This is a genomic window from Paenibacillus nitricinens, assembly GCF_052056485.1.
Lineage (GTDB): Bacteria > Bacillota > Bacilli > Paenibacillales > Paenibacillaceae > Paenibacillus_AQ > Paenibacillus_AQ nitricinens.
In genome coordinates this window covers 617,657-639,724 of the sequence record NZ_CP183948.1, presented here as the reverse complement: position 1 = coordinate 639,724, position 22,068 = coordinate 617,657, and the positions used below count along the sequence as shown (strand labels likewise).

Annotated in this window: 22 protein-coding genes and 2 riboswitches; of the genes, 4 read left to right on the top strand and 18 right to left on the bottom strand. The window is 45.4% G+C overall.

Going from position 1 to position 22,068, the window contains the following annotated elements; translation table 11 throughout:
* Window positions 1-15 precede the first annotated feature (15 nt).
* The 9 genes from ACN6KS_RS02905 to ACN6KS_RS02865 form a co-directional block, all read right to left on the bottom strand.
* The gene (locus ACN6KS_RS02905) at window positions 16-1,224 is read right to left on the bottom strand and encodes a Ger(x)C family spore germination protein (protein WP_440961299.1); all 1,209 of its coding nucleotides are present in this window, start codon (window positions 1,222-1,224) and stop codon (window positions 16-18) included.
* Complete coding sequence (locus tag ACN6KS_RS02900) at window positions 1,221-2,312, bottom strand: GerAB/ArcD/ProY family transporter (protein ID WP_440961298.1); 1,092 nt, start codon at window positions 2,310-2,312, stop codon at window positions 1,221-1,223. Before ACN6KS_RS02900 ends, ACN6KS_RS02905 begins: the two co-directional genes overlap by 4 nt.
* 27 nt (window positions 2,313-2,339) lie before the next feature.
* Complete coding sequence (locus ACN6KS_RS02895) at window positions 2,340-4,082, bottom strand: spore germination protein (protein ID WP_440961297.1); 1,743 nt, start codon at window positions 4,080-4,082, stop codon at window positions 2,340-2,342.
* 210 nt (window positions 4,083-4,292) lie between these two features.
* A complete protein-coding gene (locus ACN6KS_RS02890; RefSeq protein WP_440961296.1) occupies window positions 4,293-4,730 on the bottom strand; it encodes a carboxymuconolactone decarboxylase family protein in 438 nt (145 codons plus the stop codon).
* 85 nt (window positions 4,731-4,815) lie between these two features.
* Window positions 4,816-5,724 carry an RNA polymerase sigma-70 factor gene (locus ACN6KS_RS02885; RefSeq protein WP_440961295.1) on the bottom strand — a complete coding sequence of 303 codons (909 nt, stop codon included), beginning with the start codon at window positions 5,722-5,724 and terminating at the stop codon, window positions 4,816-4,818.
* 180 nt (window positions 5,725-5,904) lie between these two features.
* Window positions 5,905-6,231, bottom strand: coding sequence for a thioredoxin family protein (locus tag ACN6KS_RS02880; protein ID WP_094873544.1), 327 nt, complete (start codon window positions 6,229-6,231; stop codon window positions 5,905-5,907).
* A 38-nt stretch (window positions 6,232-6,269) separates the two neighbouring features.
* Window positions 6,270-6,662 carry a MerR family transcriptional regulator gene (locus tag ACN6KS_RS02875; protein ID WP_094877474.1) on the bottom strand — a complete coding sequence of 131 codons (393 nt, stop codon included), beginning with the start codon at window positions 6,660-6,662 and terminating at the stop codon, window positions 6,270-6,272.
* A 128-nt stretch (window positions 6,663-6,790) separates the two neighbouring features.
* Window positions 6,791-7,426, bottom strand: coding sequence for a ThuA domain-containing protein (locus tag ACN6KS_RS02870; protein ID WP_094873540.1), 636 nt, complete (start codon window positions 7,424-7,426; stop codon window positions 6,791-6,793).
* Between the two features lie 41 nt (window positions 7,427-7,467).
* Window positions 7,468-8,190: an SDR family NAD(P)-dependent oxidoreductase gene (locus ACN6KS_RS02865; protein WP_440961294.1), complete on the bottom strand. Its 723-nt coding sequence runs from the start codon at window positions 8,188-8,190 to the stop codon at window positions 7,468-7,470.
* A gap of 324 nt (window positions 8,191-8,514) precedes the next feature.
* On the opposite strand from ACN6KS_RS02865, the gene ytxJ reads away from it, so the two are divergent.
* Both ytxJ and ACN6KS_RS02855 read left to right on the top strand, forming a co-directional pair.
* Window positions 8,515-8,841, top strand: a complete 327-nt coding sequence (gene ytxJ / locus ACN6KS_RS02860; RefSeq protein ID WP_042123836.1) for a bacillithiol system redox-active protein YtxJ — start codon at window positions 8,515-8,517, stop codon at window positions 8,839-8,841.
* Window positions 8,838-9,077: a glutaredoxin family protein gene (locus tag ACN6KS_RS02855; RefSeq protein WP_440961293.1), complete on the top strand. Its 240-nt coding sequence runs from the start codon at window positions 8,838-8,840 to the stop codon at window positions 9,075-9,077. The genes ytxJ and ACN6KS_RS02855 overlap by 4 nt, the downstream gene beginning before the upstream one ends.
* A 202-nt stretch (window positions 9,078-9,279) precedes the next feature.
* Here the strand turns inward: ACN6KS_RS02855 and ACN6KS_RS02850 are convergent, their stop codons facing one another.
* The 6 genes from ACN6KS_RS02850 to ACN6KS_RS02825 form a co-directional block, all read right to left on the bottom strand.
* Entirely contained in the window at window positions 9,280-11,604 is a 2,325-nt protein-coding gene (locus ACN6KS_RS02850; protein ID WP_440961292.1) for a histidine kinase, read from the bottom strand.
* Window positions 11,605-11,806: 202 nt separating this feature from the next.
* Window positions 11,807-12,415 (bottom strand): potassium-transporting ATPase subunit KdpC, encoded by a 609-nt coding sequence (gene kdpC, locus ACN6KS_RS02845; RefSeq protein WP_094874006.1) that lies wholly within the window; start codon window positions 12,413-12,415, stop codon window positions 11,807-11,809.
* 55 nt (window positions 12,416-12,470) lie between these two features.
* Entirely contained in the window at window positions 12,471-14,504 is a 2,034-nt protein-coding gene (kdpB, locus tag ACN6KS_RS02840; RefSeq protein WP_094873998.1) for a potassium-transporting ATPase subunit KdpB, read from the bottom strand.
* A gap of 16 nt (window positions 14,505-14,520) precedes the next feature.
* Window positions 14,521-16,197 carry a potassium-transporting ATPase subunit KdpA gene (gene kdpA, locus ACN6KS_RS02835; protein WP_440961291.1) on the bottom strand — a complete coding sequence of 559 codons (1,677 nt, stop codon included), beginning with the start codon at window positions 16,195-16,197 and terminating at the stop codon, window positions 14,521-14,523.
* 12 nt (window positions 16,198-16,209) lie between these two features.
* A complete protein-coding gene (gene kdpF, locus ACN6KS_RS02830; protein WP_076285959.1) occupies window positions 16,210-16,287 on the bottom strand; it encodes a K(+)-transporting ATPase subunit F in 78 nt (25 codons plus the stop codon).
* Window positions 16,288-16,413: 126 nt separating this feature from the next.
* A complete protein-coding gene (locus ACN6KS_RS02825; RefSeq protein ID WP_440961290.1) occupies window positions 16,414-16,830 on the bottom strand; it encodes a hypothetical protein in 417 nt (138 codons plus the stop codon).
* A gap of 190 nt (window positions 16,831-17,020) precedes the next feature.
* A riboswitch (cyclic di-AMP (ydaO/yuaA leader) is annotated at window positions 17,021-17,210 on the bottom strand.
* 422 nt (window positions 17,211-17,632) lie between these two features.
* Window positions 17,633-17,798, top strand: a riboswitch (cyclic di-AMP (ydaO/yuaA leader).
* 573 nt (window positions 17,799-18,371) lie between these two features.
* Here ACN6KS_RS02825 and ACN6KS_RS02820 point away from each other — a divergent pair.
* Window positions 18,372-18,881, top strand: a complete 510-nt coding sequence (locus ACN6KS_RS02820; RefSeq protein ID WP_094873992.1) for a hypothetical protein — start codon at window positions 18,372-18,374, stop codon at window positions 18,879-18,881.
* Window positions 18,882-18,920: 39 nt separating this feature from the next.
* Window positions 18,921-19,373, top strand: a complete 453-nt coding sequence (locus ACN6KS_RS02815; protein ID WP_440961289.1) for a hypothetical protein — start codon at window positions 18,921-18,923, stop codon at window positions 19,371-19,373.
* Window positions 19,374-19,658: 285 nt separating this feature from the next.
* Here the strand turns inward: ACN6KS_RS02815 and ACN6KS_RS02810 are convergent, their stop codons facing one another.
* The 3 genes from ACN6KS_RS02810 to ACN6KS_RS02800 are packed head-to-tail and all read right to left on the bottom strand — an operon-like array spanning window position 19,659 to window position 22,067.
* Window positions 19,659-19,850 carry a hypothetical protein gene (locus ACN6KS_RS02810; protein ID WP_094873988.1) on the bottom strand — a complete coding sequence of 64 codons (192 nt, stop codon included), beginning with the start codon at window positions 19,848-19,850 and terminating at the stop codon, window positions 19,659-19,661.
* Window positions 19,851-19,882: 32 nt separating this feature from the next.
* A complete protein-coding gene (locus ACN6KS_RS02805; protein WP_094877486.1) occupies window positions 19,883-21,172 on the bottom strand; it encodes an ABC transporter permease in 1,290 nt (429 codons plus the stop codon).
* Window positions 21,165-22,067, bottom strand: a complete 903-nt coding sequence (locus ACN6KS_RS02800) for an ABC transporter ATP-binding protein (RefSeq protein WP_094873984.1) — start codon at window positions 22,065-22,067, stop codon at window positions 21,165-21,167. Before ACN6KS_RS02800 ends, ACN6KS_RS02805 begins: the two co-directional genes overlap by 8 nt.
* Between the last annotated feature and the right edge of the window lies 1 nt (window position 22,068).

Here is a 22,068-nt window from a genome sequence, read left to right as displayed (position 1 = left end):
TTATCTACAACCTTTCTATTCAGCTGTTGTATCTGACGCACCGTATTCTTCAATATTCAGGTTTACTTCATAGGTAATCGGAATTTTGCTGAAGGTTTCGTCCCAGTTAGCCTTGACGCTCCGCCATACGGCTGGATGCTGATTATGTAGACTGGTGCCGAAACCGGCAGCTTCAGTATGCAGTTCCCTCTGCATTTTTGTTACAGTAGTTTGCACCATTTCTACGACACGTTTCTGTAGCAAAGCTTTATCCTTCTTTACAATTCCGTCGTGTAATTTCTGCGATTTCTCGGCAAAAACCTCAGCATATCTACCTGTAGATTTTATTTTCACATTAAAAGAGATCTGACCATTATTCACATTGGCCTTGATCTTGCTATGCATGGATTTCACCTCATAGGTCAAGAGGTCATTGTTCTCTGGATTATACGTCTTAAGCACTCCTCCTAGCCCCTTTCCGGTCAGCCAGGCCATCCCTTCCAGCTCCGACTCATCCAAAAAGCCAACTAGCTTTCCAGTCCCCCCGTTAATTACACCTGCTCCTGACAGCTTTGTCTCATGATCAATAGGGATAACATTTTGCAATAAGAAGCTTTTCTTTCCTTGCAACGGGCCAACGACTTTAGCCAGAGATACCGGCTCCCATATCCCCATATTCCGGTCTCTGTTATTGAATATCCCTTCAAGTACAAATGCAGGCGTCTGACCCGGCAGTGCATTTTCCAAAACATCTTTGGCCATTCCCTTGCTGACAAATAACATAACACTCGGACGGATATCATTATCCCGAGTAAAGAAATCTATGATTTTAGTAAGGTTATTGGAACGAGCAAGCTTTTCACTGATCACAATAACCTTCAGATGATGGCCAATCGGAGTGCGTCTAGTACGCAGCGAAAGCTGCCGCATTGCTTCAAAGATAGAATCGCTGATTTCACTCATATTATAGTAATTCTTAAACGAGGAGGAGGAATTGGCAGAAGACTTCATGATAGCTCCTCCTGACCCTTGTGGAATCGTAAATTGATAGGTACTTATTATTTTTTCAGGCTTCGTATGATCCCCTCCTTCCGGCTTAGCTGCCTCCTCGCCAACTGACTCCTCCGCACTGTCCAGTGCAACGCCAATCTGCATATTTAGTTCCTCAATCGGTGTGCTGCTCCAGCAGCCTGTTAACAGAGAACATAGTACTGAGAGTACGATCCACAGCCTCCATTTTGTCATGAAGCAGCCCTCCGGAAGTATGTGATTATTAACAATGGTAACGGAAGCAATCCGAATAGAATAAGCATACAATCACCGATACCTGTTCCTAAAGCAAACAGAGCATTCACATTTGGAGGAATTCTAGATATTACATAGACAACCGGAAGTATGGCCAACAAACAACTTTTGAAGTTTTTATGAATGACTTGAGATAATCCTAAAGCCGCAGCATAAATGGCAATACAAAAGGTACAAAAGATCTGCATAATCCAGATCACCAACAACAAAGACTCAAACCTTTCAAAGATGAGATAGTTCACTTCAAAACTTCGTACAAGATCGAGAAACGGCCAGGTTCTTGTGATCACTCCATCTATAGAAAAGGCACCTATGGTCGCTACAACAGCTAGGGTATAAAATATCGTCGATATACAGGTGCCCGCAATGATTACCTTTACTGCTTTTTGAGGCTTGTCCATGAAAGCAACAACGAACAGCATTGCTTCTCCAGCTGTAAAGGTTAAGATGGTTGGCCTGATCCCTTTCCACACGGGGTCCAATCCATCTCCAAGTACGGGTAGTAGATTATTGAGATCAAAAACTTCAAAACTAAGCAGACAAACCCCAAGAAACACTGTCCAGGTAATCGGAACAATGAGTCTGCACATGCTAGTGATCGCATTAATTCCTCCTCTACATAAATAGAAAGCTATCCATACAAAAGCAGCCACTATTGCCCAAGGAGGTGTTCCTTCCAGGAGAAAAAAAGAGGTTACCTCCTGTACCGAACGTATCTCAAAGCCAGCGATACTGAGAAAATAACCCACGACTCCTATGGCAAGAACTACTCCGAGTGGTTTGCCGATAATCTTCCCAATATATTGAAAGAAAGTTTGACCTGGGAACCGTTGACTAAGCTTCACGATGATCAATCCTGACAGAAAAGAGATTACTCCCCCTAACAAAATACTTATCCATACATCTGGACTGCCACTGGCCTCTACAATGGTCCGAGGAAGTGTAAGTACCCCTGCCGCAATTGTATAGTTAGCTAGAATGATCGTCGCTTGAATAGCAGTAATCCGGTCCTTTACCTCGGCACTCATGTTCTCTTCCTCCTTTATCTAGACTTCTCACCCTTTACGCAAGGGATCCTTTGGTTTAAAAAACGTAGGGCGCCCTGTTAGAAATTGCAAAGGCATACGGAATATAAAATCTTTCCAATTAACCGTCTTATTGGGGACTGCCAAACCAAGATAGGGAACACCAAAGCTCTTCAGCTTAATTAAATGACTACTGAGCAAAAGAAAAAACAGTACTACTCCGTATAAACCAAAGATTGCTGCAAAAAACATGGCTGCAAACCGGAGCATACGAAGCGTCATCCCAGCACTGTACATTGGCATAGAAAAGGAAGAAACCGCCGTAATTGAAACCACAATAACTAGGATTGGACTTACTATTCCTGCTTCTACCGCGGCCTGGCCGATGATTAGACCGCCGACAATCCCCATCGCCGGACCGATAGGTTTAGGCAAACGAAGTCCAGCCTCCCGTAAGATTTCAATCGAAATTTCCATAATCAATGCTTCGATCAATACAGTGAAGGGAACGCCTTGCCTGGAGGCAATTATGGAAATGGCCAGCTTTGTTGGAATCAATCCAGGTTGGAACGAGAGAAAGGAGATATATAGTGCCGGCGCAAACAATGATATCGTTGCCGCAAAAAAACGTAACAGACGTAGCAGCGACCCTACCATCCAGCGATCGTTATAATCCTCTGGCGATTGCAGTAACATCCCGAAGGTAACCGGCATAATCAAGGCGAAGGGCGTACCATCAATTAAGATAGCTACTCTTCCTTCCAGGAGTGCTGCCATTACGCGGTCTGGTCTTTCTGTATTCTGAATCTGCTGGAAAGGACTGAAGCTATTGTCTTCGATTAATTGCTCCACATAACCAGATTCTTGAACATCATCTATATCTATCGTTTTAATTCTTCGTTTGACCTCTTCTACAAGCTCATCATTCGCAATATCTTTGATATACGTTAGGATCAATTCCTTCTGCATTCTCTTTCCTACAGTAAAAGAAATCATCGCTAGCTCCGTACTCTGCCCGTGTCTACGCAGCATTGCCGTGTTGTCGCTTAATGTCTCATTAAATCCGCTTCGCGATCCCCGCAAGACTGCTTCAGATTCTGGCTCTTGAATCCCTCTAGTAGCCCCCTTTGGACTACTAAGCACAAAAACCTCTGATATCCCCTCTACGAGCAGTATGGCAGATCCAAATAACACTTTTTGAAGGGAGAGGTATACATTATCCGTGAGCTCAACTTCCGAAATGAGCAATATTTCATGGATGAGAATATCTTGTAGATCTTTCGCTTCCGGTATGGTATTCATATCCTTAAAAGGCTGATACGCATTCATTAACGGCTTTAATATATTCTGATCCATTTTGTCTTTGTCCGTTAGCCCGTCTACGTACAACAACGCTGCCTTTGTCTGTATGCTTCCGATTCGCAATTCCCTTATATTCACATCATGCATATCCGCACTGATCTCTTTGAATGTCTGCAAATCCTCGTTTAAATGACCACTGTAAGTTAATCTTTCACCCTTATCCTTAGTTACTTTATCTGTGCTTTGCTGCTCCTTAGACCCTTCTGAGATGCTTTTCCCTCTGGATGCTTCTCCATATGGAACTCCCCCACCTTTGCTGCCTATGGCTTTTTTAGCCCTGGTCGTTATTCGATCTTCTTTAGCTTTAGCCCAACTTATTGATCGAAGTATGATAAACGGGACGCAGAAGATCATAATCCCTTGGAAAACCACTTCCCAACTTGGAATTAATTCTATTACCTCATTCCACACCGCTAACACCTCCTTCGTAGCTGTGACCGTATTTTTTACCGAAGATGGATAATTCATGCATACAAAAAAGACCCCACAGTATGGGGTCTCCCTAAGTTAAACTTCATATGATCTTTAGAGCGTCATGAGATCATCTTCAGATCCCATAATTAACAAATTTCAGAGATGGTAAGGTGCTAGCCTTCGGCGTTCGGCTGACGTGATTAAAGTTTATTGCGGCAACATGCGAGTGGTGATCGCGATGCGATTCCATGCATTGATTGTAACAATTGCCATGATGATCTCGCCAAGTCGCTTAGTATCGAAATGGCGCTCCGCTTCCGAATAGACATCGTCCGGTACATGTCCTTGCGTCACGAGCGTAACCGATTCGGTCAGGGCAAGCACTGCGCGCTCCTCGTCGCTGTAGAACGGCGCTTCACGCCATGCGTTCAGCATGTAGATGCGCTGTTCCGACACGCCTGCCTTGCGGGCATCCTTACTGTGCATATCTATACAGAAGGCGCAGCCGTTAATTTGTGACGCTCTGATTTTGATTAACTCCAATAACGACTTCTCCATGCCTGTCGATTGTACGAACGCTTCAAGACCCATCATTGCTTTGTATGCGGCTGGGATTTCACCGGCCAGATCCATTCTTTGTTCCATGGGGATAGCTCCTCTCCGGCTATAGACCGGTTATCTTTTGATTGTTTCACTAATAAGACAATGCAGAAGCTCCGTTTGTGACAGGTTACCCCATTCGTTGTAATTTATCGGGATTGAGTACGATATAAATATGCTCGATCCGCTCCCCGGCCGTATCAAGCTGGAAGCTTATCGCCTTAAGCGGCCGGCCATCCCGATAGATGACGATGCCCAGCTGGCCGTTAAGTAGCACCATCCTTTGCGAATCTCCGAGGAAGCCCTTCGTAATGACACCTTCAATGAAAGCTTGAACACGATCTCTGCCCGTGATGGTGAAGATCGCTGCGCGAACTTTACCACCGCCGTCCGACGTAAGCAGCGCGTCCTCGGCCAGCAGACTAACAAGCGCATCGACGTTGCCGCCTCGCGCAGCTGCAAGGAATGCTGTCGCTAGAGGTGTTGCCTGAGCCGTATTATCTGGTAGAATGGGCGATTGTTGATGCAGCTTATCATTAGCGCGGCTAAATATTTTTCGACAGTTGGCTTCTGATTTTCCTAATACATCGGCAATTTCGCTATATTCGAAAGCGAAGGATTGGCGCAAGATGAAGACGGCTCTCTCGACAGCCGATAAATGTTCCAGCATGACGAGCAGGGCGTAGGATACATTTTCATCGTGATCGAAGAGATCAGCAGGATTATCGCCGCTTCCATTCGTAAAGCTGACGAGCGGCTCCGGCAGCCATGTGCCGACATATTGCTCTCTCCTTATACGGGCGGATTGCATATAGTTGATGCAACGATTTGTAATCATACGGATTAAGTAAGCTTTCGGATGGGTGATATCTATTGTTTGTAGCTTGCTGTACTCGATGAATACGTCTTGAACGAGGTCCTCTGCATCTGCTATAGAGCCGGTCATACGGTAAGCGATTGCTTGCAGCAGAGAGTGATAGTTGGTATATGCGACCTGAAAATCCATACGGGCTACTCCTTCCAAAGCTGTGCCTTTCATACCGTCACGGCTCACCGCGGCGTCTACATCGTTCAGCGGATAATCAACAATATAGACGCTCTCCTAGGGCTTTACGTCCAGCTTATCGAGCGTACGCAGGAAAATATCCGGATGTGGCTTATTAACGCCTTCTCAGCTTGAGATCAATATAGCATCAAAATACAACTAAATTCCAATGCCCTATGCTTGAATAACCTTGTTCAATATCCCTTGGTAGGCTGCTATCGGACGTAAGCCAACCAACTTTTCCATTGGTTGCCCATCTTTATATACAATGACTGTAGGCATCCCCATAACACCAGCTTCCCCAGCCAGATCCGGCAGTTCGTCACAATTCACCTTTACGATAGAAACATCGTCTCCATATTCTTGATGAAGGTCCTCCAAAAGGGGCAGCAGTACCTTGCAAGGGGGACACCATGGCGCACCGTAATCTACCAACACCGTTCCACCACCGCGTATTTCTGCTCGCACCCAATCAGCGCTATTTGCATTTGTAATAGCCATTTGTCTTTCCTCCTCATAGTTTTCAACTCCAGCAGTACCTACTCCAAACTCTCCAGTGTACATGCCTCTAAACTACACTCGTTCTGCTCTCGCAAGATAGATGCCATTCTTTCTTCCAAATTGTGCTTAATCTGATTCAGTTCTACAAGCTGACGTTCAATCTCTTCAAGTTTACTGTGGTATAGTGGCATCACTTCTGCGCAGAAGGCTTCTTTGTTCTTCAAGACACAATGTAGAAAGCCCGCAATCTGTTCTGTGGACAGACCCAGATTCAAATATAATTTAATCGTTTCTACCGTCTCCACAGCGAGTGGAGAGTACTCCCGATATCCATTGGCCTGACGGATCGACGAGATTAATCCTTGACTCTCATAATAACGAATTGACCGGACGCTTACGCCCGTTAATTTAGCAAGCTCACCTATTTTCATATCATTCTCCCCGGGGTTCATGAGAATTGTTCTACCCCAGTATAAACCCTGACACCAATGTCAGAGTCAACAAAAAAAATCCAACCGTAGTTACCCCACAGTTGGATTCATTATGATGTTACAACATCCTACAATAATCCTGCCGCCCAAAGCCCGCCTCTACGAATCATTTCGCGGAATGGCTCTACCGAAAATGAAGGTAAATGGTGCCCCGGCATTAAATAAACTACCCGCCCCAGGCCAAATTCATGACACCAAGCCGCTTGTCGCATCGCTCCCTCATGAGGATATTCAGCGAGCACCGTCGTTTCAAAATGAGGATGCATCTCAAAATAATATGGCTCATCTTCAATCACAAATTCTTCAATTCCCTGCATAATGGGATGCTCACGTGCGGGAATGGACATCTGCAGAGAAGTAAACTCTGGATGATGGGTGAAATGTGCGCCCAGCATAACACCAAGCTCCTGATTCCGTTGTAAGGAAATTCCGTTATGTACCACTAGCAGTCCGCCCCCGCCAGCCACATAGGATAGCAAAGCAGCGCTTTGTTCCACCGGGATTTTGTCATCCGAAAATTCGGTGTAGGAGATTACCAGCTTGTGGTCAGACAACGTTTTATTATTAAGAAGCCCGTAATCCTCTGAAGAGAACACCTGAAGATCATTGGCCAGTATTTGCTCAATCTCCCGGTCCACGCCTGCAAAGGGGTGATATTTAACCTCCGCGTAGCTTCCAAGTGCAAGTGCTTTTAGTGTAGACATATGATCAGCGCCTTTCTTCTTATCTTATTTGAGATATCGTACTACCACGGCCAAGAGCTTCCATCCATATCCAGATAGGCCGGTTCCTCGCCCATATATTTTGAATGATTCAATACAAGACCGATAATCTGCTCTGCCGACTTTTCCGGTGTCGTGTCCGCTTGCTCATCCTTCTTACCCTGCATAAAGGTCTGCAGCCAGCCGGGATGGAACACCATCACTTGACCGCCAAGTGTTCTCAGATGATTATGCATCAAGGAGGACTGCATATTTAGTGCTGCCTTCGACATACAATAGCCATACATATTGATACGTTTATTCCGGGCAATACTACCCGCTTCCGAGGAAATATTGACGATTAACTTATCCTCACTTTGTAGCAGCAGTCCCATAAGTGCATTGCTGACTCTTAACGCGCCAAGCGTATTTACATTATATATTTCTGCCATGCCTTCATCATCCAGCTCTACCAGCACAGTAGCATTATCAGCCGAACGGATAATCCCTGCATTATTAATAATAATATCGACATATCCGGTTTTACTTGCTATTACTCTTGCAGCCTGTTTCACACTGTCTTTAATACTGATATCTAGGGGGATAAGCTCCAGTTGATCAGGATATTGCTCTTTAAGCGCTTTCAAATCTTCTGATTCTTTCAAAAACTGTCCTGCAAATACGGAGAACTGTTTGGCCAGCAACGAGCGTACAAGCGACAGTCCGAGCCCCCGGTCTGCTCCAGTTACACATGCAACTCTCTTCATTCTTCTGAACACTCCTATCTCCTAGCGATATGGTTAGGCATGTTGCTTCTGTCCACCTTAGCATGCTGAACTCTTTTTTTCAACGCAATTGGTTTCAGGTATAGCGCCTCTTGTGCAAGCCTTTAAGAATCCTTTTTGTTTTAATTTTGATATATGTTACAATCATGATTACAGGTTGTTAACAACACAATTGTTAGCAAGCAATAACGCCTTCAGCGTCCTTTAGGACGGTAAGCGTTTATGCGAGAAATATAAGGATAGTGTATAACGTGAAGCTTATACTCTCTTATATTTCAAAATAACGATCCCAGGAGGGTGATATCTATGTCTATTCAACAACTCCATACGCTGGAGGATCTTGAGCAATATGTAGCTAAGCCTGGCAAGAAGCTGCTGTTCAAACACAGCACGACCTGCCCGATTAGTGCTAAAGCTAATGAAGAGTTTCAGGCTTATCTGAAGGATGCGGATACTGCCGCTGCAGTGGTCTTAGTCATCGAGGATCGTCCCGTTTCCAATCAAATTGCTGAGGATTTTGGCATCAAACATGAATCTCCACAACTCTTCCTGCTTGAGGACAATGAGGTTCGCTGGAACACTTCCCACTGGAAAATCACAAGAGATGCAATCAAAGAGGCTGTGAACCAATGAGTGGGCCAGTGATTGTCTATTCAACCGCAGGGTGCAGTGACTGTAATTTGGTTAAAACCTATCTTACGGAGCAGGGTATCCCTTTTGAAGTAAGAGATGTTATGACCAGCACAGTCTATCAAGAGGAAGTTGAGAAGCTTGGATTCATGGGCGTTCCTGTCACTGTAGCAGGGGATCAAGCGATCAAGGGATTTAATCTTCCTGCGCTCAAAGCACTCATCGGAGCTGCCCAATAATTCAGCCATTAAACTATTCAGTACATGATGTAATTCATAGCTGTAAAAAAAGGGTATCCTCATAGCCAATCGGCTTGAAGGTACCCTTTTTCAAAATATAAGAATCTATAATTTTCACGCTATACATGATCCTTATATTTCTCGCATAAACACTTACCGTCCTTTAGGGACGGCGAAGGCGTTTTTATTTGTTAGTCTTAGTCTATGCTTCCACACGTATGAGATCTGCCACGACCAGCACATCCACGTTTCTGGCAGAACGCAGAATCTGCTTGGTAACATCGCCGTGAATACTTTTTCGCAGCCAGGAGCGTTGTGATTGACCGATAATAATCTGAGTGCTCTGCAAAGCTTGGGATCTTTCAAGCAGCAAGGACGCCACTCGGGCAGGAAGCGCGCTCTCAATCATCTTAAACGTCCCACCCAGTCGTTCCGTCAATTCCTTTAAATCAGTTATTCGTTTATCATAAACGGGTCCATGATGTTTAAATTCCTGCACATACGTAACATACCAGCAAGCTTTTAGACGATATGCGATTCGAAAACCACGCCGAATTAAGCGCTCCGCATGATCCCCCAAGGTGATACACACATAAATGACTTCCTCACGCCGCCAAGGCCCCCGTAACGAACCGACGCGTTCCCAGGATTCCAGCCGCTCATCCACATCGTCAGCAATTTCCCGCAACGCCAGCTCCCGAAGGGCGATCAAATTCCCGATTTTGAAAAAAGCCCCCAGCGCCTGATCCACCTTGGCCATGGCATATATTTTCCCGTCCTTCATTCGTTCTTGAAGCGTCTTGGGTGATACATCAATAAGTTCTACCTCGTTAGCCCGCTGTAGAATGCTGTCCGGAAAGGTCTCTCTTACTCTAACTCCTGTAATTTGCTCTACGGCGTCATTCAGGCTTTCTAAATGCTGCACATTCACAGTAGAGATCACAGATATTCCCGCATCGAGCAGCTCCATAACATCCATATACCGTTTCTTATGTTTGCTGCCTGGCATATTGGTATGGGCGAGTTCATCCACTAGGACGACTTCTGGATTACGCTGTATGATAGCTGCCGTATCCATCTCCTCAAGGACAGTCCCTCGGTACTCTATACGTAGACGTGGTAGGATCTCCAGATCACCGATTTGTTCAAGGGTTTCTTGGCGGCCATGCGTTTCAAGAAGTCCGATCACAACATCAATCCCTCTCTTCAAGAGATCGTTCCCTTCACGCAGCATCTTGTAAGTCTTGCCCACACCGGGAGCAGCCCCAATATATACCTTAAAGGTTCCTCCGTGAATCGCATCGATTTGATCCTTTACTTCCTGACTGCTTAATCTGTGATAGGCATCCGCTTTCCGTTCATTACGACGCTGCCGGGTTGGAAGTACACGTTCTCCCTCTCGGTCTGCGCGATCCGCCACGAAGAACACATCCACACCTCTGATTTGCTTCAGTAACGAATTGGCGATCGAACCTTTCCATAACTCCTGCCAAGCGGTCTGCTTGGAGTGTCCCATAACGATCCGGGTAATGTTGTGCCGGGTTGCGTATTTTACCAACAGATGAGGGATCTCCCTTTTCGAGCGAAAAGTTATCTCTTCCATAGAGGCTCCAATCTTCTCAGTCAGCTTCCAGAGGGAGCGCTTAAAGGTAGCTGCTTCTTTAGAAAGGGTGAGACCCTGCTTCGAGAATGACACCACTGAAAGATCCCCATTTAACCGCTTGGCAATCTGCTGTCCACGGCGGATATGGATCGAGCCATTCCAATAATACTGTGCCGATACCAACACCTTTTCTGCGATCCCCGAAGCTCCCAGCAGCCCCTGTTCTTCTCTGTGTTTCTCCAGTGAATCATTAACATCTTCAGCAACCATTCTAAGTGCCAGTTCCCGCAGCTTGCTTATATTCCCCTTGTTAAAAAGCGATCTTTGCTGATGTTTACTTAAATGGCCGTCGGACAAGCGCTGAAGTATCTTCTCCGGCGTCACATCAATTAGAACGATATCATCAGCAAGGGTAAGCACCTCAGCAGGAAGGGAATGCTCTACCTCAATTCCGGTCCATTTCCGCACTAAATCCGCAGCACCCTCCAGTTCGTATACGTTTACAGTTGTGATAACACTTATCCCATTGCTCATTAAGTATTTGATATCGTCCAGTCTTCCAGATCTTTCCGCACCCTCGCGATTCTGGTGGGCCAAGCCATCGGTCAGCACAACCTCAGGATTACGAGCCACAATAGCTTCCACATCAAGATCCTTCTTCTCGAACTCCTTCTGGAACCAATGAATACTTGGAATCCGTTCCAAATCGCCCAGCTGATCCTTAGTTTCTGGGCTTTGATTCGTTGAAACTGCACAGATCACGACATCAATTCCCTGCGCTTTAAGTGCCTGGCCCTCACGCAGCATCTGATACGTCTTGCCCGAACCACTAACTGGTCCTATATAGATCTTAAGACGTCCCCGATGCAGCTCATAGATAGAGAGCAGCAGTTCCTCCGGCGTCTTCCTACGGTATGTTCCCATCCAGACCACTCCTTAATAACCCCGATCATGCATGTATTCTTCTGTTCCAAGAAGAAACGACGTTGTCGTCCTTCAAAGATGACAGCCGTTTCTCGTAGAAATATAAGGATGATGTATAATGTGAAACTTACACTTTCTTATATTTTAGAAAGCAAGATATCCCTGCCCGATTCTAGTAATCTGGCAGGGACATTTGCTATATTTATTGGTTCGATAGTTTCAGAAGCTCCATGTTCAGCTTCAACACATTTACCCTTTCTTCACCGAACAGCCCCAAGTCACGACGCTCGGTATGCTTATTCACAAGCTCTTCCAGCTGTGACGCAGGAATACCGGTTAAATGGCTAATCCGAGGAATCTGCACGATGGCCGAACCAGGTGTGATATGCGGATCAAGCCCTGAACCTGAGTTGGTGACCAAATCGACTGGTAATTTGTTCACGGGCACATCCGGGTTATCAAGCTGCCACTGTGTAATAAAGTCCTTTGTCCGCTGCAGCATATCCGGATTGGATGGACCGTAGTTATTGGAACCTGAAGCTTCTGCCTTATACTCAATGCTGGACACACGACCCTGGAATAAAGCTGGGTTCGTAAAGTTCTGCCCAATGAGTTCTGAGCCTACCACTACTCCAGCATCATTCTTAAGCAAGCTACCGTTCGCTTGCGAAGGCATCAGAACCTGGGCAAGCGCTGTAGTTGTCAGAGGATAGATCACTCCGCAGAGAACAATAAATACTAAACTAATTCGTACAATAATAAAGAAATAAGCACCTTTCGATGATGACAACTGCTCTTCAGTGTCCTCCATGGCGTTTCTGTTATTCACGATGCTCTCACCCTTTCAGTGATTAGTCAACACGTCATTAAATCCATACACTTACGATCATATCAATGAGCTTGATGCCCGCAAAAGGAACAACGACTCCGCCTAGCCCATAGATAAAAATATTGCGTCCCAGAAGCTTCGTAGAGCTCATAGCTTTATAGGACACACCCTTCATCGCCAGCGGGATGAGCAGGGGAATAATAATTGCATTAAATATTAAGGCGGATATTATTGCTGAGCTTGGCGAGCCTAGTCCCATTACATTCAGGGCTTCCATCTCCGGAATGGCGAGCATGAACATTGCGGGAATAATGGCGAAATACTTCGCGATATCATTCGCGATACTAAAGGTTGTCAACGCCCCCCGTGTCATCAGCAGCTGTTTACCAATCGCTACGACCTCTATAATCTTCGAAGGGTCAGAATCCAAATCGACCATATTTGCCGCTTCCTTAGCGGCTGTCGTACCGCTGTTCATGGCTAAGCCCACATCGGCTTGTGCAAGAGCAGGGGCATCATTGGTACCATCCCCGGTCATCGCAACCAACTTGCCCTCGTTCTGCTCACGGCGAATGACTGCTATTTTATCTTCAGGTGTACTTTCCGCGATGAAATCATCTACACCCGCTTCACGGGCAATGGTAGCTGCGGTCAGCGGATTGTCACCCGTACACATGATGGTCTTAATCCCCATCCTCCGCAGTTCATCAAACCGCTCTTTCATGCCTGGCTTAACGGTATCCTTCAAGTAGATTAATCCATAGATCCGATGGTCTACCGCAACCGCTAATGGGGTCCCCCCCATTCGAGCGATGGCATCAGAATTACTGTCTAGGTTCGCAGGAATGACTCCACCTTTCGACTGTACCCATTTTTTCATGGAGTCCACCGCACCTTTACGTACACAGCGTCCATCTTGCAGATCAATACCACTCATCCGAGTTTCTGCCTTGAACTCTACGAATTCGCCACCTTCAGCAAGCTTGCTGTCATAGCTGCGTTCCAGCTTCTTGGCCAGCTCAATCACAGAACGTCCCTCAGGCGTCTCATCCTTTAGGGAACTGATAGCCGCCCATGCCGTAAGCTCCGCTTCGGATTCATTTCCGACAGGTACAAATTCACTCGCCATCCGGTTCCCAAAGGTAATCGTACCGGTCTTATCTAGGATCATGGTATTAATATCGCCAGCAGCCTCAACGGCCTTACCCGACATCGCGAGTACATTAAACTGGGTCACCCGGTCCATACCCGCTATTCCGATTGCGGAGAGTAGTCCACCGATTGTAGTCGGAATCAGACAGACCAACAAAGCGATCATGACCGGAATGTCTAGATCAACACCAAGATAAGTCGCAATTGGCCGCAAGGTCACTACTACAATCAGGAAAATCAGCGTCAAACTGATCAAAAGCGTATTTAGTGCGATTTCATTCGGTGTCTTCTGACGTTTCGCCCCTTCAACAAGGGAGATCATTCGATCTAGAAACGACTCACCAGGATCACTTGTAATTCTAACTTTAATCTCATCACTGACGACCCGTGTACCGCCTGTAACGGATCCAAAGTCCCCACCAGCCTCCTTGATTACAGGTGCAGATTCACCTGTAATCGCTGATTCATCTACGGAAGCCAGTCCTTCAATCACTTCACCGTCACCAGGGATGAGTTCTCCCTGACTGACGATGACGATATCTCCTTTACGCAGCTCGGAGGAAGAGACTGTCTTCACCGCTCCTCCAACCAGTTTGTTAGCTGTGATATCTTGTTTTGTTTTTTTAAGCGAATCGGCTTGGGCTTTACCCCGGCCTTCCGCCAATGCTTCAGCGAAGTTCGCAAATAGCACTGTGAATAGCAGAATGAACAACACAGTGATATTAAAGCCTATCGATTGCTCTGCATTAAAATATCCAGGAGCCAGCACCATGAGGAGGACAATGATCGTACCGACCTCTACCACGAACATGACTGGATTTTTGATTAGCGTTACTGGGTTAAGCTTTATAAAACTATCCTTTACAGCGCTAAGGAGTATGGGTCCCGTCAGCAGTTTTTTTCTTTTTACAGTACTCATCTTATTCTCCCTCTTCCTACCGTAAGGTTAGATATTCTGCAATGGGACCGAGTACAATGACCGGCAGGAACGTCAACGCACCAATAATCACTACGGTACCAATCAGAATTCCCGTAAACAGTCCATTGTCTGTGCGGAACGTGCCAATCGTCTCAGGAACCGGCTTCTTCTTAAGCAGAGAACCTGCTACCGCCAGCATTGCGATAATAGAGACATAACGACCTAGCAGCATGACAATCCCGGTTGTAACATTCCAAAAGGTTGTGTTGTCCGCAAGTCCCTCAAAGCCTGAACCATTGTTCGCGGCAGAAGAGACATATTCATATAACACTTGACTGAGCCCATGGAATCCAGTGTTCGTAATCGTTCCTTGCCCCAAATCGGTCAGGAATGCAGCTGCGGTTGGCACAAGGATAATGAATGGATGAACAAGGATCGCAATGGCAATCAGCTTCATCTCCTTGGCCTCTATCTTCCGTCCGAGAAACTCCGGTGTTCTACCAACCATCAATCCACATAGGAAGACTCCCATGATGGCATACATCAGCATATTAATTAGTCCGACACCTTTCCCACCGAAAACATTGTTGAGCATCATCAGTGCAAGAGGCGTAATGCCTCCCAGTGGCGTCAGCGTATCATGCATATTGTTAACACTACCTGTTGTAGCTGCGGTTGTTACTGAAGTAAACAAGGAAGACTGCGGTATGCCAAAGCGTACCTCTTTCCCTTCCATACTACCTTGTGAAGATTCAATTCCCAGTGCATTGATCGCAGGGTTGCCCTTTGATTCTGCATAAAAGTTCAGGCTTAATAGCAGTACGAACAAGGTCATCATCGCAGTAAAAATCACCCAGCCCTGACGTTTGTTCTTCGCAAACAATCCGTACATATAAGGTAGCGAAGCCGGCAGCATCCACATGGAGAGAATCTCCAGAACATTCGTAAGTGGATTAGGGTTCTCAAAAGGATGTGAGGAATTAGCCCCGAAGAAGCCGCCCCCATTCGTGCCCAAATGTTTGATCGATTCCAAAGAAGCGACTGGCCCGATAGCAATTTGTTGGGTTTGCCCTTCCAGAGTAGTGACCTCAAGCGAAGGCTTTAGCGTTTGCGGCACATGCAAGCCTACCAGCACCAATGAAACTAACAAAGCTAGTGGAATGAACACACGAATATGTGCTTTGACGAAATCCTCGAAGAAGTTCCCGACTGATTTCTGGCCTGTGATCCCTCTGACAAAAGCAACCGCAACAGAAAATCCGCTCGCTGCAGACGTGAACATCATCATCGTGATGACGGCCATTTGTGAAAAATACGAAAGCCCCGTCTCCCCGCTATAATGCTGCAGGTTCGTATTGGTCATAAAGCTGATCACCGTATTGAATGAAAGCGTCTGTTCCATATCTGCAATTCCATTCGGATTTAGCGGCAGTCCCCGCTGTAATCTAAGAAAAATATAACTGAAAGTTACCAGTACGATATTCGTTAAAACAAAGGTGAGCGCATATTTCTTCCAGGACATTCCGTCCTTTTTTTTCAGGCCGATCAGCTTAAAAATCCCTTTTTCTATACCTCCAAACCAGCGATCCGTACGGTTCGGTTCATTAGAAAATACATAATATAAATACGTGCCCATCGGCTTAACCAGCAAGATGAGAATTACGATTACAAGAGCGATTTGCAAAATGCCCATGAATGCCCCTCCTTAAAATTTCTCCGGATGAATCAATGCGTAAACCAGATATACAAACAGTAATAGGGTAACAGCGATTACTAGAATCACAGCTTATCCCTCCCTGTATCCTCAACTACACCTGCGCACCAGCGCATAAATCCATAAAACAACCCGTAAATCACAGCTAGCGTAGCCACCATATACAGATCCATCATATTTCCCGCACTCCTTCTTTTATCCTTGATGAGGTGATCTGTCGATCAGAAAATCAGCATCACCACTGTGGGAATAGATTACATAACTTGCGCCAAGTCTTTTATAGACCAATCTAGGATTTATTGAGCTTGTGATTACAAAAATCGGCTGTGTCGTCCAAGTGCGGCACATCTGAATATAGCGGCAGCATAATGTAAAGCTGCTCTCGAACAGATATACCCGGCCTACCGGGAACGGCGGGCGAAACCAAGTATTCTGATGGCGGGTATCTACTAGAACAACTTGCTCAATCCCCATCTCTTCAAGTAGGGACTTCTCAGGCAAGTTGTTGGTCAATCCGGCCATCTTAATGCCTCTGAATTTTAGAAGCTTAATAAAATGTTCTCCTGCCTTCGTTGGCGCACATACCAGTACATATTCATTCTGATCTGTCATCTCTTATTCTCCTCAAATGCTTTGCTTGTAAGATCAGAGCTTGATCACCCTGGTCTTGAAAGAAAAGCTACCGCTAATGATGAATATAACGACCTCTTCGTGAGGTTTTCCATAAATGCTTTGCTTAAAAAAGCACAGCAAAAAGCCACAAAGGATTCTCCTCTGTGGCTCGCTAGCGGTCACATTGCACTCATCCTCTCTCCATACGCTTACGAGGTTAGCTGTCGGATTCGGGCGGTGAGAGTCGCCCTACCTGTATAGATGCGAGCACACTCGCATCCTCTACAGGATTCACCCCATAACCGGCTTCCGACTCTCACATCGTCTGCCGATTGTTGGTTCCCCCGCTTTCCTTAACGGAAATTAAGCGGATCAAATATTCGATTGTTGTGTTGAAACAGGAGTAATCATACCCTTATGCAGGAAGTATTGTAAAACCTGATTGATGCCAAAATAATGCAAATTAAAAACTATTTTCGTATTGGATAGCGCTTACTTGATATCCAATCTCTCTATATCTCTTGTTTACTCGAATTTGAATCGATTAGCGAAATACGGGCATACCACGTGATTTTATTCACCACAATTGGAGGAATCCCCAAAAATCGCCTTTATAGGAAAGGAAACAAGAAAGCGAGATTAAGCGAGGAAGAAGCCCGATAACGCGCAATAAATACCTATTTGGATCCTTTTTTCGTCGTAGTCGGCAGGATATGGATAAAATTGCGCTCAAAAGAACACTTTCTGTTTTTACAGAAACACCTTGAAAAGAGTATGATTCGGGTTGAATCTATTTCACGAAATACATTCAACGCTGAGTTCCTGCTTTTGCAGGGAACGGGGGAACCATCAGGCCACATGGCCTACTTGGGGTGAATCCGAAGGAGACTGTTCAAGTCTCACATAGGTAGGGCGACTCTCACCGTCCGAATCCGGCAGCTAACCTCGTAAGCGTAAAGAGAGAGACCCTTGATCCGCCACGCTTTGGCACAGGTGTGTATATACCTGTATTCCAAAACCGCAGCAGAGGTCCTCCTCTTGCTGCGGTTTTTGCGTTACCTGATTCTATAGGGTGATAGCATGCTGGACGGGGTGAAAGGAATGAAACACTATTATTGGGGAACTCAGTAAGGGCTACTTGAGCCGAAAAGTCTAAATTATGTTTACTTTGGAGTTCACTTCGCCATTTCAACAGCCCATCTACCTGTGAATACTGTTTGGATCGAACGATTATATACGAAATATATAAAAACATCCGAGAAAAGCAACAGCTGAGGATTGGTCAGCACACCAACGTTTTCCGTGTCTCACCGCTTTTAAGGAACCGTGAAAAGATGTTGAAGTCGGTTGGTACGCAATGAGATCCCGCAACAACCTTCCCTTACATTTATCCGTTATACGCAAACAGAGATTCTTACTATGGCTGGAGCATACCGCAGTCTGTGAGTATGAAGCTGAAATGCTCGCCTGTATAGAGAAGGCTAACGTAATTCACCATGTAGATCTAAAGCTTTTGGAAACCTAAGGAGGAGAAAACCGTCATGGACCAGCGAAGACTATCTCGCATAGAAGTATTTGTCTTTGATTCACCTGAGCCTATTCACTATGGAATGGAGGCTCATCAAGGCAGCCGGTATGGCATCCTGAAACTTACCTGTAAAGGAGGTAGCAGCTGGGGGGCATGTCTTATCTCTGCCAATACCCAAACCTTCGACCTTATTAAATGGAGTTCTTTTCTCAGAATGATATACCATTGCCGGCTTGAGGAAGCGATAGATAAAGTACGTACCCATGGTTCAGAGTGGGATCAGACTCAGTTTGAGCTAGTACAAGGTGCTTTACAGGATTTAAAAGCCAAGCTGCAGGGTAAATCCTTGGCAGGGCACATTGAGCAAGGTCGTCTGTACAGAGCTGTTGCTGGTGGGAGAGATTCCAGAGGAGGGCGGCTATATTATAAACCATCCAGTGTTGCGCTTCAAAAACATAGTTATCCAGAACCTGATACCGCCGAGCTTATAAACAAATCCATTTCTTACTTTTCTATATTATAGGTTCATCCCATAACCCATTCTGAAAGGATCGTGTTTATCATGCCTGACCCCTTACCTGCTGAATCACCCCGTAGAGCTATATTTGCAGCGTGTGTTCAAAAGTGTACGAATGATATCTATGCGCTCAGTTCTATGTTGTTACAACAATCAGCAGAAGCCGAGAAGGTTACTATCCGTACTTTTAAAGAGCTTCATAAACTATTCCGTCAAAAAAGCTTCGACAGCCAGCTATTCTCTATCGAAGCTTACCGCTCTTGTATCCGACAATGCGCTGATTATTACACGCGCCGGTCTCTCCTATCTGCCAAGGCATTGCCTTGGGAGGAACAGCTTGTAAAAACGATGTGGTATGGCCTAAAGCTATCTTTACCTCAAATAAGCATTATCCTGCAAAAGAGTGTTCCTGTACTAAAAGCGCAGCTTAGACATGTGCGGGAGCAACTGACTGTTCAAGAGGATTTACTGCCTAGTGGTAATCTATCCGTTGTGTAGCCCTAATGGGAAAAGACATTTGGTAAGTTTGCGAACTTCATGGACCTTATTGGATCAAAAACACCAACTACCCCCCATCCATATCGAACAGCTGCACTGGAGTCCGCAACTATCTTCCAAAGGCGGTTTACTCGCAAATAACGCCTGCTGAGTCCGGATGAAGCTAAGATTAGATCTACTCCTTCATAATGAATATCAACAAAGGAGAAGCAGCGGCTACATAACTTTTACGATATGTATACAAAAAAGCCACGGCATCTGCCGCGGCTTCCTTATTCCCTACTATTACGCTTTGCTCTTACGCGCCTTACCGTACATCCACAATCCTGCAACCATCCCTACCATGGCGATACCAGTTAATACACCTTGAGTGAAATCCATTAAAATGGATCCATCTGTCGGGAGCATTCTACTAACCATAGCTAGAGATACCGAACTCATTAAAAGCATCATATTATTTTGTTCACTTTTAGTCATGATTACCACTCCTTAAAAGTTATTTAAGCCACTTAGATCTTGTAAGCCTTCATCGCTTTTCTGATCTCTTTAATACTTGGACGTTTACCGTACATCAATACGCCCGTGCGATAAATCTTGGCAGCCAACCATCCAAAGATGAACGTGGTAACAAGCAGGATGGCTAATGACACAATAACTTGCCAAATCGCTACTTCACCGACACCAATTCTGAGCAGCATGGTCAATGGAGAGGTGAACGGCACATAACTCGCTACCTTAACCAGCAGAGTATCCGCATTGGAGATACTGAATAGTGGAACATAGAATGCTACGAAGCCTAACATCATAATCGGCATAACCGCTTGGCCAAGATCCTCTGTACGGCTGACAATTGAACCTACAGCTGCATACATCAAGGCATAGAGGAAATAACCCAGTACATAAAGAACAATCCCATAAAGCAACAAGTTAATATTAAGCTGGCCTAAATCCAGGTCTAAATCTTTCAAAATCGTTGCATTATGCGGAAGCTTAAGATTGACGACTACCGCTGCGATAATGACGCCAATTTGTAATAATCCTACTAAGAAGACTCCGATAACTTTACCGAACATTTGCGCTAACGGTGAGGCACTAGTAATCAGAATCTCCATGATCCGTGAGCTCTTCTCCGAAGTAATCTCAGCTGCGATCATATTACCAGTCATCATGATAGACATGAAGAACAGCATAAGCATGGCGTATACAATAACGTAATTAATAGCTGGAGCGGATTCCTGCGACGCATCTTTATCTCCCGCAGTCCCATCAGGGTTGAGCTGCTGAGTAGCTATCTGTACCGGTGTTGACATAGCAGCAATCTGCTCCTGTGTCAGCTTGTCGCCAACAACGAACTGGGTGTTGGCCTGCTGAAGGGCATTTTGGAGATAGATTTGTACATCGCCCTTCAATTCACCACTTTCACTATAATAAGTAACGGGTGGAAGTCCTTCACCAGTCGATTCTGCAAAAGTAACATACCCCTCTACAGTCCCTTCATCTAAAGCTTTCTTTAGCTCCGCATCATCGGCAGAAGTATATTGCACAACTTTCGCCTGCGGCATTCCTTCAGGTGAAGTATATGCCTTCAACAACTCTGCAGCCTGATTTCCATCTTCCGCGATCACAGCAATTTGAGTCTCTGCGTTTGTTTTAGAATCACCCTTAAACTGATCGATGATATACGGAAGATTCATCCCGATGCTGAGCAGCAACACTAGAATTAACGTAGTAATCATGAATGATTTCGTTCTTACTTTATTTTTAAAGGTAAAGCCAATAATTGTCCCCATCTTATTCATGAGATTCACCCACCGCTCTGATAAAGATTTGATTTAACGTTGGTTCCTTAATTTCAAAATGCTCCACTTCACCCTGCGCCATCGCCTGCTGTAGGATACGTTGTGCTGCGCCGATCTCACTGATTGACAGCAGATAACCTCTCTCCTGTCGCTGTACTGCTGTTACACCTGCAATTGATTCTAGACCAGTCACTTCGTTATCCGTACGCAACAATACTTGTTCACGAGGATACCCACTCTTAATCGTACGAATATCGCCCTGCACGACAGTATTGGAACGATCCAGAATCGTAATATTACGGCAAAGCTCTTCAACATGCTCCATCCGGTGAGTAGAGAATAAGATACTTGTTCCTTGATCACGCAATTCTTTTACCGTATCTTTCAGTAGTTCCACGTTAACAGGGTCCAAACCACTGAAGGCTTCATCAAGGATCAGAATTTGCGGCTTATGAACAACTGCGGCGATAAAGCCCATTTTCTGCTGATTCCCTTTGGAGAGCTCTTCAATCTTCTTATTGTAATAATCCGGAACCTCAAACCGATCGAGCCAGTAGCGAAGGCTCTTATCTGCATCACTAGCCGACATCCCGCGCAGACGTGCCAAGTAGACGATTTGATCGCTTACCTTTACCTTTGGATATAATCCTCTTTCTTCGGGCAGATAGCCCATGATTTGCTGGAGTTCGCTGTTATAAGGCTTTCCATTATATAAAATATTCCCGCCATCAGGGTAAATTAGGCCAAGCACCATACGCATTGTGGTTGTTTTTCCAGCACCATTTGCCCCCAGTAATCCGTAAATTTCCCCCTTGCCTACCGATAAATTAATTCCGTTTACAGCGGTTTTTTCTCCATATTGCTTCATTACACTTTCCAGCTTTAAGGCTTCCATT